General features: G+C 71.7%; 8 protein-coding genes. 3 read left to right on the top strand and 5 right to left on the bottom strand.

All coding sequences use genetic code 11. The features are described from left to right. Positions 1-167 precede the first annotated feature (167 nt). Positions 168-1,595 carry a PP2C family protein-serine/threonine phosphatase gene (locus ACIBJH_RS24995; protein WP_399119065.1) on the top strand — a complete coding sequence of 476 codons (1,428 nt, stop codon included), beginning with the start codon at positions 168-170 and terminating at the stop codon, positions 1,593-1,595. A 14-nt stretch (positions 1,596-1,609) separates the two neighbouring features. Here the strand turns inward: ACIBJH_RS24995 and ACIBJH_RS25000 are convergent, their stop codons facing one another. Then, positions 1,610-3,118, bottom strand: a complete 1,509-nt coding sequence (locus ACIBJH_RS25000) for a hypothetical protein (RefSeq protein WP_399119066.1) — start codon at positions 3,116-3,118, stop codon at positions 1,610-1,612. A 243-nt stretch (positions 3,119-3,361) separates the two neighbouring features. On the opposite strand from ACIBJH_RS25000, the gene ACIBJH_RS25005 reads away from it, so the two are divergent. Both ACIBJH_RS25005 and ACIBJH_RS25010 read left to right on the top strand, forming a co-directional pair. Next, positions 3,362-4,504 (top strand): aminoglycoside phosphotransferase family protein, encoded by a 1,143-nt coding sequence (locus ACIBJH_RS25005; RefSeq protein ID WP_399119068.1) that lies wholly within the window; start codon positions 3,362-3,364, stop codon positions 4,502-4,504. A gap of 277 nt (positions 4,505-4,781) precedes the next feature. Continuing rightward, positions 4,782-6,752 (top strand): N-acetylmuramoyl-L-alanine amidase, encoded by a 1,971-nt coding sequence (locus ACIBJH_RS25010; RefSeq protein ID WP_399119069.1) that lies wholly within the window; start codon positions 4,782-4,784, stop codon positions 6,750-6,752. A gap of 7 nt (positions 6,753-6,759) precedes the next feature. Here ACIBJH_RS25010 and ACIBJH_RS25015 read toward each other — a convergent pair whose 3' ends face one another. The 4 genes from ACIBJH_RS25015 to ACIBJH_RS25030 form a co-directional block, all read right to left on the bottom strand. Next, complete coding sequence (locus ACIBJH_RS25015) at positions 6,760-7,257, bottom strand: hypothetical protein (RefSeq protein WP_019069079.1); 498 nt, start codon at positions 7,255-7,257, stop codon at positions 6,760-6,762. A gap of 138 nt (positions 7,258-7,395) precedes the next feature. Continuing rightward, positions 7,396-10,299: an ATP-binding protein gene (locus ACIBJH_RS25020; protein ID WP_399119070.1), complete on the bottom strand. Its 2,904-nt coding sequence runs from the start codon at positions 10,297-10,299 to the stop codon at positions 7,396-7,398. A gap of 183 nt (positions 10,300-10,482) precedes the next feature. Beyond that, a complete protein-coding gene (locus tag ACIBJH_RS25025; RefSeq protein ID WP_399119071.1) occupies positions 10,483-11,388 on the bottom strand; it encodes a universal stress protein in 906 nt (301 codons plus the stop codon). Between the two features lie 136 nt (positions 11,389-11,524). Further along, on the bottom strand, positions 11,525-11,767 hold the full coding sequence (locus ACIBJH_RS25030) for a DUF397 domain-containing protein (RefSeq protein ID WP_399119072.1): 243 nt from the start codon (positions 11,765-11,767) through the stop codon (positions 11,525-11,527). Positions 11,768-11,847 lie beyond the last annotated feature (80 nt).

Genomic DNA, 11,847 nt, shown 5'->3' on the forward strand with positions numbered 1-11,847 from the left:
TACGCCACGAGCACGGCACGTCCTGTCCGTGAAGACGCTGGCATATGCCAGAAGCACCACCGGATCGGGTGTTGCCAAATCCCTTACAGGGCGTCGCGGGCTGTGCGAAAGTCGTAACCGGTCCCTCCATCCGCCTTGGTCGAACCGTCCCCGCATCGGAGTGCGTCATGCCGTCCCATCTCTCTGCGGACCGCCCAGCCGCCCAGCCGCCCGCGCGCGGCTCGGTCGACGCGCTGATATCGCAGGCCCGGCGGCTCATGGGCGACGTGGACGCCGTACGGCGGGACGCCCAGCACGACGGTTCGGATCCCCGGGAGCGGTGGCAGCGGGCCTTGTGCGATCTGGCCCTGCATCAACTCAACGACGTCGACGAGCACTTGGCCCAGCTGCGGGACGGCCCGCCGCCCGTGCCGGCGGCCGTCGAGGCGCCGCTCGCACCGACTGCCGTACCGGAGGCGCCCCGACCCGACTCGCTGCTCAGCCGGGTCGGCAGTGCCGAGTGGAATCTGCTGACGGACGCGGTGAGTTGGTCCGGTGAGCTGTACCAGATCCTCGGCCGTGATCCGGCCGCTCCCCCGCTCACCCTCGACGAACTGCCGTCGCTGGTCCTGGACGAGGACCGGCCGAGTCTGACCGCGATGGTCACGGACTGCCTGGTCGACGCCAAACCCATCGACGGCGAGTTCCGCGTCGTCCGGCCCGACGGCGCCGTACGGACCGTGCACATGATGGGCGAGCCCGTGCTCGACGCCGACGGCGGCACCGCCTCGATGTGGGCCGTGCTGCGGGACGTCAGCGAACTGCGCCGCAGCCAGCGGACGGTGCGCGAGACCCGTGACTCGCTGCAGCGCCACCGGCACCACGCGCAGACCGAGCGCCGGCTCGCGGTCGAGCTGCAGGAGGCTGTGCTGCCGCCGTGGCGCGGCACCCTGCGGCTCCCGCACCAGGGGCCGGAGACACTGGACCTGGCCGCCCGCTATCTGCCGTCCTCGACGAACGCGCTGATCGGCGGCGACTGGTACGACGCGCTCCAACTCTCCGACGGCGCCACCCTGTTGAGCGTCGGCGACCTCACCGGACACGGTGTCGCCGTCACCTCGGGCATGGCGATGCTGCTCGGCGCCCTGCGCGGCATGGCGATGGCGGGCACCGAGCCCGGCCAACTCATGTCCTTGCTCAACCAGTTACTGGACGCCACCGTGCAACCGGCCCTGGGCAGCGCGGTGTGCTGCCGGTACCGGCCCGAGACCCGCACCCTGACCTGGGCGCAGGCAGGACACCCCGCCCCGCTGCTGTTCCGCGGCGGGACGGGGCGCATGCTGAGCGCACCGGACGGCGTCCTGCTCGGCGCCACCTCGGGAGCGTCCTACGGACAGGCCGAGGAGAGCCTCGAAGCGGGCGACGTGCTCGTGCTGCACACGGACGGACTGGTGCCCGGGCACAGCGGAGCGACCGCCGTCGACCAACTCCTCGACCTGGCCCCGCGGTTCGGCGAGGCACGCACCGCACAGGACTGTGTGCGGATGGTCATGGAGGAGTTCGGCGACTCCGCGCGCGAGGACGACGCCTGCGTGCTGGTCGCCAGGATCAGCTAGGGCAGTTGGATCAGTTACGCCTGGGCGCTGTTGCCGTTCCTGATCCTCGCGCTCCTCGGCTGTGTCTTCGGCAGCGCGAGCTTGATCTCCTCCCGCAGCTCGTGGATCTTCGGGTAGTTGGAGTACTGGGCGGTGAGCCGGTACATCTCGCGCAGCCGGTCCCAGGTGCGGTGGGAGGAGTTCGATCCCATCGACGCCAGGGCCAACCGCGCGTACCTGTCCGCCTGTTCGGGGTCGTCCGCGATGAAACACGCGGAGGCCATCGACAGGAAGTCGAAGATCTTCGACCGCTGCCGTCCGTCAACGCGCAGCGCCAGCGCCTTCTCCGCGAAGTACTGGGCGTGCACGGCCGCTCCCGGCTCGTGCTCGGCCAGCGTGCGGTAGGCCAGGGCCTGCATGCCGTAGAGGTCCTCCTCCTTGAACGTCTGCATCCAGCTGGGGGGCGGTACGTCGCCGCGGTCGGAGACGAAGAGGTCCTCCGCCTGGCCGAGGGTGCGGCGCATGGCCTGGCCCTTGCCCATCGACGCCTGTGCCCAGGCCTCGATGGTGTAGAGCATCGCCCGGGTGCGGGGCAGCACCTGGTCGCCGGAACCGGTCTTGGCGAGTTTCATGAGATCGAGCGCGTCGTCGGGCCGGCCGAGGTGCACCATCTGGCGAGCCGCCCGGGAGAGCGCCTCCCCGGCGCGGGGCCGGTCGCCGCCCTCACGGGCCGCGTGGGCGGCGATGACGAAGTACTTCTGGGCCGTGGGCTCCAGGCCGACGTCGTGCGACATCCAGCCCGCGAGCACGGCGAGATTGGCGGCGACGCCCCACAGGCGCCGCTGCAGATCGGCGGGGTGCCGGTAGGCGAGCATGCCGCCCACCTCGTTGAGCTGTCCCACCACGGCCTTGCGCTGCAGCCCGCCGCCGCGGGCCGCGTCCCAGGCTCGGAACACCTGGACGGACTCCTCCAGTTCCTCGATCTCCTGCGACCCGATGGGGGCGGCCTCATAGCGGTCGAACCCAGCGGGGTCGGCGTGCAGGGGATCGTCGAACCGGGGAGCGTCGGCGGAAAGAGTCGGATCGGAGTGCAGCCATGCGTACATGGCGCTGCTGAGTGCGGAGCCTGCGGCGAGCGCGGCGCCCGCGCCCACCAAGCCGCGTCGGTTGAGCATGAGGTCCATTCCCGTGAATTCGGTGAGGACCGCAGCTGTCCGTTCGGGCGCCCACGGCACACCGTCGGGATGTTCCACACTCCCGTCGTCGGGCCGTTTCCCCACACGCCCGTGCCGGACCAGACCGAGGTCCTCGATGGTCACGACACGGCCGAGACGCTCGGTGAACAGAGCCGCCAGCACCCGCGGCACCGGATCGCGCGGGATCTCTCCCATGTCGATCCAACGCCGTACCCGCGAGGTGTCGGTCGAGAGCTGAGGGTGGCCCATGGCCGCCGCCTGCCGGTTGACCAGCCGCGCGAGTTCGCCCTTGGACCAGCCGGCCAGGCCGAACAGGTCCGAGAGACGGGAGTTGGGTTGTCCGTTCACGTCAAGCCCCCAGGTTCTCGGCTGACTTGAACATAGCCCGGTGCGCTGTGCCGGGCGACTATTCGCCATGGTTCGCCAGGGTGCGCCACATGGTGTGCCAGTGCGCATCCGGTGTCAGGTAGGAACGCGCCACCCCGACCCGGTCACCGAGGGACATTCCCCAGGATGGACCCACGGGACCGGGCCGGGTAGCGCGCTTGCTTGGACAGGCACTGCAGGCACACGAAGGGATCTGTCTCTCCCATGTACACAGCATCGTCCTCCGTGTCCGCCCCGCCCCGGTCGCTGCACCCCCGCCCGGGCGCCGGCGGCCCCTACCTCGACCCGGCGCGCCCGGCGGCCGGCCCCGTGCTCGGTGCGGGCAGGCCGCGGCGCGTTCCGGGGCTCGGCACCCAACCGCTCAGCGGGAGACTCGACTTGTCCGGCCCTCAGGGCGCCCAGCTGCGTACGGCGATCGCGTCGGTGCACCGGATCTGCCCGGAGTTCGCTCCGGTGCAGGTGCTACGCCGCAACGGGCGCTCCGTGCTCCTGGTCGGAACGACCGGACGCAGCACGGCCGTAGCGAAGTGTTTACTGGACCACTCCCCCGTGTGGGCCGAGCGGATCCGGCACGAGATAGCGGCATACCGCTCGTTCGTCCGGCACCGCCCCCCGGTGCGGGTGCCGCGGCTGATCGCGGCGGACCCGGACAACTGCACGCTCGTCATCGAGCGGATGCCGGGCCGGGTGGCGGCGCTGCACCGGCACCCGGCGGAGGCCCCGCCGCGGGCGGACATCAGGGCGGCGCTCGGCGCGATCTGCCGGCTCAACGCCTGGCGGCCGCCGGCGGGCACCTTCGACGCCCCGCTGGACTACGCGGCCCGTATCTCGCGCTTTCACGAGCTGGGGCTGCTCACCGACCGGGACATGGGCGACCTGCAGAAGCTGCTGCACGGCATCGCGCACTCGGCGGGCCGACAGGGCATGGGCCAGTTCTGTCACGGTGACGCCCTGCTGTCCAACATCCTCCTCTCGCCGGCCGGTCCAGTGCTGGTGGACTGGGAGCACGCGGGCTGGTACCTGCCGGGCTACGACCTCGCCACACTGTGGGCGGTCCTCGGGGACGCGCCCGTGGCCCGGCGGCAGATCAGTCAGATCGCGCAGTCGGCGGGACCGGCGTCGCGTGACGCGTTCCTGGTGAACCTGATGCTGGTGCTGACCCGGGAGATCCGCACCTACGAGATGGCCGTGCAGCGTTCGATGCACGACACGACCCCGGCGGCACCGGGTGCTGCCCACCCGGGTGCTGCGCCGTCCGGCGAGGAACAACGGCTGCTGCTGCGGCGGCTGCACGACGACTGCCAGTTGGCCCGCCGGGCCGTGCGTGCGGCGGTCGGCACTCGCTGACGGGGATGACGGTCCGCGGTGCGCCCTGCAGCGGCGCACCGCGGACCTTCGTGTGTCTCAGCCACATGTGCGTCCCCACACATGACTCGCCCATTGGTGTAGTCCACTGACGCCCCGCAGGCCCGAAAGCCGCCGCCACGAAACTCCTCGCACCCCCTGGTGACAAGGGAAATCACCTCCCTCTGGGCATGATTGACGGATCGTCGGCCAGCCGGTACCACTGACGCACGCCCGGCCCCGAACGGATCGTCACACCCCACCGTCCCAGGAGGCTGCATTGCGAGGATCCTCGACCGACCCCACCCGCACTCCCGGGCACAGACGCGCGCGCGGAGCCGCCGGCGCGCTCGCCACCGCCGCCCTGCTGCTGCCCCTGCTGGGCGCGGCCCCCGCCGAGAATGCCACCGACTCCGCCGCCTCCACCCTCCAGCGGGCGTTCGCGTCGGCGTCCGCCGAGTACCACGTGCCGCCGACGGTGCTGCTGGCCGTCTCCTACCTCCAGTCCCGCTGGGACACCCACGGCGGAGCGCCGAGCGTGACCGGCGGCTACGGCCCGATGCACCTCACGGACGCGCGTACCGCGCTCGCCACCACGGAGCACCTGAGCGAAGGCACCGAGGACCCGCGCGGCGACAGCGCCCGCGCGGCCCTGCACCCCACCGCGCAGATCCCGGCGAACTCCCAACTCCCGCCCCGCCTGCGGACGTTGACGAAGGCGGCCGAGCTGACCGGACTCCCGGCCGCCGACCTCCGTAGCGACGAGACCGCGAACGTCGCGGGCGGCGCCGCGCTGCTGGCCGACGCGCAGCGGGGCCTGGGCGAGCCGCTGAGCACGGACCCGGCCGAGTGGTACGGCGCGATCGCGCGCTTCTCCGGCGCGGACGACACCGCGACGGCAGCCGCCTACGCCAATGATGTCTACGACGTCATCCACACCGGCGAGCAGCGCACCACGGACGCCGGGCAGCAGGTCGCCCTGGCCGCGCAGCCCGAACTCACCCCCGACACAGCGCAGTTGGCGGAAACCGGACTGCGCACCGTCTCCACCGACGGCACGGAGTGTCCGAAGAAGGTGTCCTGCGAGTGGATCCCGGCGCCGTACGCCCAGTTCGGGGACAACGACTACGGCAACCACGACCTGGGCGACCGGCCCGCGTCGCAGAGCATCAAGTACATCGTCATCCATGACACCGAAGGCCAGTGGGAGGGCGTCCTGAACCTGGTCCAGGATCCCACCTATGTGTCGTGGAACTACACGATCCGCTCCAGTGACGGTCTGATCGCCCAGCATGTGAAGGCCAAGGACGTGGCCTGGCACGCGGGCAACTGGTACATCAACGCCAAGTCGATCGGCATCGAGCACGAGGGCTTCCTCGCCGCGCCGGACTCCTGGTACACGGAGGCGATGTACCGCTCGTCGGCCCGCCTGGTGAAGTACCTGACGAAGAAGTACGGCATCCCGCTGGACCGGCAGCACATCCTCGGCCACGACAACGTGCCCGGGCCGACCACGTCCACGGTCCCCGGGATGCACACGGACCCGGGCCCGTACTGGGACTGGGCGCACTACTTCGCCCTGCTGGGCCACCCCTTCGAGCAGACCGGCAAGAAGAGCGGCGGCATGGTGACGATCCGCCCCGACTACACCGCCAACCAGCCGGTGTACACGGGCTGCGTCACCAAGGGCGTGCCCTGCGCGGTGCACGGTTCGAGCGAGGTACGCCTGTACTCGGGGCCCGGCGAGGCCTACCCCCTGATCAAGGACATCGGCCTCGGCACGACCCCGACCACTGGGGTGAACGACCTCTCCTCGCGGGTGTCCACCGGCCAGCAGTACGCGGTGGCGGATCGTTCCGGCGACTGGACCGCGATCTGGTACCTGGGCCAGGAGGCCTGGTTCAAGAACCCGAAGAAGCACCCGACGGCGGTCGGGGCGGCCGGCTGGGTGATCACGCCGAAGGACGGTGTGGACAGCGTCCCCGTGTACGGCCGCGCCTACCCGGAGGCCTCGGCCTATCCGGCGGGAGTGCCCGTCCAGGCGGTGTCCCCGCTGCCGTACACCCTGCCCAAGGGCCAGAAGTACGTGGTCGGCGCCAAGGTGCCCGGTGAGTACTACTACGCGGTCACCTTCACCACCGACTCGCACAAGGTCGTCGTAGGAAAGGATCTCTACTACGAGATCCAGTACGGGCACCGGGTGGAGTTCGTCCGGGCCGCCGACGTGACGCTGGAGCGGTCGGGCCGGTAGCCGGGCCTCAGCCCTGCTGGAACAGTTCCGCCGGGAGCGGTTTCAGCAGGGCGTAGAGGTCGTCCGTGATGGGGCGGTCCCAGGCGGCGATGGTGACCAGCACGTTGTCACTGCGGTCGAACTGCACGCAGGAGATCCGGCTCTCGGACAGCTTGAGGCGGCGCACGATCAGCAGGTTGTCGCCCTGCATCACCGGCATGTCCTCGGTGCCTACGACGGTCACCTCCTCGTCGTTCTCCAGCGCGAGGAGCAGCTGCGCGACCTCGAAGGGGACCTCGTCCTCGGCGACGTCACGGGCCGGGGAGCCCTCCGGGAGGTTGCCGATGACCATCGCGGGGCCCCGGCCGCCGAACAGGTCGTACCGCAGGAACACGCCCTGGCAGGTGCCGTCGGGGGCGGGCAGCAGACCGGCGCCGAGGTTGCCGGGCCAGTCGCCCGGGTCCATGGCCAGCACATCGAATTCGGGGCCGGCGGGGGTGGCGCTGCGGCGGCGGAGGAACGACATGGAGACATGGTACGGGGTGCCGTCCGGCGGTGGAGCCGTGGTTGGGTGCGGGTTCGTTGTCTGGTGCGGGTGCGTTGGGGCTGGGCGCGCCCACGCGGCGGAGCCGCATATCGACACAGCCCCGCGCCCCTAGGGGGTTCAGCCTTGCGTCGGTTTGATCAGCGCTGTTTCTAGGCCCGTCCTGTCTGTGCCCAGTTTTTGGTAGGCCGATGAGAGGAGGCGTACTGCCGACTGGTCGTCCGTGTCTAGTTCTACGGCGATCTCGTGGTCGGTGCTGCCGTGGGCGGCCAGGGTTGCCGCTGTGCGTTCGTCGGTGGTGAGGGTGTCTGTTTCGGGGCTGTGGAGGCGGCGGGGGCGTAGGCCGGCGGCGGCGAGTTCGGCTCGGGTGGTGTCGGCGAGGCCGTCGGCGCCGCACTGGACGGCCGCGTCGAGGCCTCGGTAGAGGTAGTCGGCGGCTTCCCTGGAGCGGCCGGTGCGGCGGAGTTCGGTGCCGAGGGCCACCAGTGCGCAGGCCAACTCGTAGGCGGCCGGGGAGCGTTCGAGGTGGGCGACGGACTCTTCCAGGAGCTTGACGCGGGCCGAGCCGGAGGAGACCTCGGCGGCGACGCGCAGGGCCTGGCCGATGGCGGACGGGGTGCCGAACTGGCGGGCGCGGGCGACCGCTTCGTGGGCGGTGGCGACGGCGCGTTCGGGGGTCTCGTGGCGCTCGGCGCGGGCCAGGTGGAGCTGCCAGGGGCACCAGGCGGGGTTGCGGATCCCGCGCGGGTCGAGGCGGCGGCCCGCGGAGGCCAGTTCTTCGGCGGCTTCCTTGGTGAGGCCGCGGGCCAGCAGCAGTTCGCCGTACACGGTCTGGGCGTCCGGGAAGACCACGGCGGCCGGGAAGGGCTCCGCGAAGGCGTGGTCCTCGGCGAGCTGCGCGGCCTCCGCGACCCGGCCGCGGGCGAGGAGGACCTCGATGAGGATGCCGGTGCCGTACCAGTAGACGGGGGTGCCGGGGCCGACCCGCTCGGCGAGGCGCAGGCCCGCGCGGGCGAAGTCCTCGGCCTCGGCGAGCCGGCCGCGCCGGTAACGGAGGTAGCCGAGGAAGGTGTAGCCGAAGGCCAAGTGGGCGCCGCGCCAGCCCTGTTGCTCGAAGTCGGCGATGCCGGTGGCGAAGAGTTCCTCGGCGCGGCCCGGCCGGTCGCAGTACATGTGGGCGAGGGCGACCAGCACCGGTACTTCGAAGCCGCGGTCGGCCTCCGCCCAGCCGAGGCCACCGTTGAGTGCGCGCTCGGCATGGTGGAGGGCCACATGTGCGGGTTCACCACGGAGTACGGCGTCCCAGGTGCGCAGGCCGATGATGTACCGCTCGGTGAGGTCGCGGCCCTTGAGGCGGTCGGCGAGTTTGGTGAGGCGGCGGGAGCGCGAGGGGTGGTCGGGTTCGTCGGCGCGGAAGGCGTCCCACATGAACTGCTCGGAGAGCATGCGGAGTTTGACCCGGGCGTCGCCGGTGACGCGGATCTCGCGGGCGAGGGTGTCGGAGGCCTCGGCGAGGCGGTCGCTGTGGGCGAGGACCTGGGAGAGCCGGTAGACGATGTTCTGCCGCAGGCCCGCGTCGCTGATCGGCTCTTCGAGGGCGGCCCGCAGATGGTTGACGGTGGTCGCCGGTTCGGTGAGCAGGGAGGCGCTGCCCAGTTCGTAGAGGACGGCGGCCCGGTCGTCGAAGGGCGGGGGTTCGCGCAGGGCGCGGGCGAGGTAGCTGCGGGCGGTGTCCGGGGCGCCGGCGCGGAGGGTTTCGCCGGCTGCCGCGCGGAGTTGCTGGACGACCCAGTTGTCGCCGTCGGGGTGGGTCTCCATGAGGTGGCGGGCGGCGGCGGAGGGGCCCTGGCCGTCGTTGATGACGCACCAGGCGGCCTGGCCGTGCAGGGCCACGCGGACGCCGGAGGGGATGGCCCGGTAGACGGCGGTGGCGATGAGCGGGTGGACGAATTCGAGGGTGCCCGCGACGGTCGGCGTGCTGGTGAGGATGCGGGCGCCGCGCAGCGCCTCGGCGGCGTCGGCGGCTTCCTCGTGGCCGAGTCCGGCGACGGCGGCGGCGAGCGCCGGACGGGTCTCGGTGCCGAGGACCGCGCAGGCCCAGGCGAAGCGGACGGTGGAGGTGCCGAGGCGTTCGAGGCGGGTGAGGAGGCCGGTGCCCTTGACGGCGGCGGCGAGATCGCGCAGCAGGTAGGCCCCGGACTCGGTGGGGGTCAGGCCTCGGTCGTGGATCTTGGCGGTGAGTTCCACGGTCTCGAACGGGTTCCCGGCGGTGACCGCCCAGCACTCCCGGCAGAACGCGTCGTCGGCGTGCTCGCCGAGCGTCTCGCGCACCAGGCCGGCGACGGCGTCGACGCTGAGCGGTTCCAGGTCGAGGGGACGACCGCCGGCCCGGCCGGGCAGTCCCCTGAACGACTCGGCGTGGTCCGGGAGTTCGTCGGGGCGGTACGCGACGACGACCAGGAGCGGGAGTTGCTCGGCGCGGGGCGCGAACGCGGCCAGCCAGCCCAGGGATTCGGGATCGGCCCAGTGCGCGTCGTCGAGGACGAGGACCATCGGGGCGCGCTTCACCGCGAGGTGGGTGAGCACCCAGTCGAGGCCGTCGCGCAGGCCCTGCTGGTCGGGCGGGGAGCCTTCGGTGGGGGCGCACAGACCGAGGGCGGGGCCGACGATGTCGTACCAACTCCCCAGCGCGGTGCGGAGATCGGCGTCGGCGGAGCCCGCGAACTGCGGTTGCAGCAGTTGGCGGGCGACGTGGAAGGCGACGCGCTGTTCCTGGTCGCCGCCTCGCGCGGACAGCACGGTGCAGCCCTGTGCGGTGGCACGGCGGCGCACCTCGGTGAGAAGGGTGGTCTTGCCGATGCCGGCCCGTCCCGCGAAGGCGAGCAGGGCGCCACGGGGCCGGTGTCCCGGCTCGGCGCCGTCCGTGCGCAGGCCGGTCAACTCACCCAACGCGTCGTCCACGGCGGAGAGTTCACTCTCCCGTTCGAAGAGCGTCCTGTTGCCGCGCGCGCTCCGCTGTCCCATCCCCATACCCCCTGCCACGGCGGGCACGTCCGCGCGGGGAGCGAACGCATACCGTGAGCTACAGGGACCTCAGCGTACGCTTTCCGAGGGTGCGGCGACCTGTTAGTCGACAAAGGCGTACTGGCCAGTTTTCCCGGGGGCGCGGTCCGGTTTTCCCGGGGTCGGTCGCGGTCCGGAGCGATCTCACTCCTCCAAGGCCTGCGGCGGCACCACCGCGACCGGGCTCGCCGCGTGCAGCAGGACCGCCTGGGTGACCGAGCCGAGCAGCCGGGCCGGGGCCAGCAGGCGGCGGCGATGGCGGCCGACGACGACCAGGTCCGCGTCCTTGGAGGCGGCGACCAGGTGGCTGGCCGCGTCGCCCGGTGCGACGTACGGCTCGACGCGGACGTCCGGGTGGTCCTTGCGGTGCGGGGCGAAGAGGGCTTCGGTGAGGATGCGGGCCTCGTTCTCGATGGCGTCCTGGTCGATGACCGGCGGGACGAGTTCACCGGCGGATGCCCAGTTCTGCGGCGGCCACGGGTAGGCGGCGACGACCTGGAGGCGGGCTCCGCGCAGGGCGGCCTCGGCGAAGGCGAAGGCGAGGGTGGTGTCGTCGGGGCTGTCCACGTGCAGGCCGACGACCACCCGGGGTCCGGGCTCGGCCGGTGGCGCGTCGTGCACCTCTCGTCCGGGCCGCGGCACCACGACGACAGGGCAGTCGGCGTCGCGGGCGGCGGCCATGCCGTTGGAGCCGAGCAGCAGGCTGGCGAAGCCGCCGCGGCCACGGGAACCGAGCACCAACAGCTGTGCGCCGGAACCGAGTTCGGGCAGTACGGCACCCGGTGCGCCCTGCAGCCCGACGTACTCCATGACCGGTCGGTCGGGGCGCCCGTCGAGGTAGGTGCGGACCTGGCCGAGCACTTGGTCCTCGTCCGGTTCGGGCGGTCCGGCGACCAGGCCGCCGGGCGGTGTCCAGGCGGCGGCGTACTGCCACACATGAACGACCCGCAGCGGCGCCCCGCGTCCACGCGCGGCATCGAGGGCCCAGTCCAGGGCGCGCAGGCTGTCGTCCGAACCGTCGACCGCCGCGATGACCGGCAGAATGCTCATGCGTTCCTGACCTCCGGGATGACGGGACCTTCCCCTCCGGGGCCAGCCTGGCTCAGGCGTCGGCTCCGGAAGGGCACTCAAGGTCGCGTGTCCGGAAAAACAGGTGGGACACCCTCCGGATCAGGTGAAACGCCCTTCAGGTCAGGTCGAACTCCCCTTCCCGCGCCCCCGACACGAACGCGCCCCATTCCGCGGGCGTGAAGATCAAGGAAGGGCTTTCCGGGCGGCCGCTGTTGCGCATCGCGATGAATCCCTCGACAAAGGCGATCTGGACATCCCCCAGTCCACGGCTCCCTGAATGCCACTCGGCGTCACTGAGGTCCAGCTCCGGCTTGTCCCAGCCCGTAAGCGGGTGCTGCTGGATGGTGCTCTCGGCCACGTCCGTGCTCCTCCCGGTTCGTCGTCCGCGGCCAGCCTAGCGATCGGTTTCTGATGCCAACAGGCCACGTGAGGGGGACC

The sequence above is a fragment of the Streptomyces sp. NPDC050548 genome (assembly GCF_044457385.1).
Classification (GTDB): domain Bacteria; phylum Actinomycetota; class Actinomycetes; order Streptomycetales; family Streptomycetaceae; genus Streptomyces.

Bases quoted from the DNA above. Each gene is read 5' to 3' on its own strand.
- ACIBJH_RS25015 (WP_019069079.1), bottom strand. From the start codon at position 7,257: ATGTCGTTCCTCCGCCGCCGCAGCGCCACCCCCGCCGGCCCCGAATTC.
- ACIBJH_RS25005 (WP_399119068.1), top strand. From the start codon at position 3,362: ATGTACACAGCATCGTCCTCCGTGTCCGCCCCGCCCCGGTCGCTGCAC.
- ACIBJH_RS25025 (WP_399119071.1), bottom strand. From the start codon at position 11,388: ATGAGCATTCTGCCGGTCATCGCGGCGGTCGACGGTTCGGACGACAGC.
- ACIBJH_RS25020 (WP_399119070.1), bottom strand. From the start codon at position 10,299: ATGGGACAGCGGAGCGCGCGCGGCAACAGGACGCTCTTCGAACGGGAG.
- ACIBJH_RS24995 (WP_399119065.1), top strand. From the start codon at position 168: ATGCCGTCCCATCTCTCTGCGGACCGCCCAGCCGCCCAGCCGCCCGCG.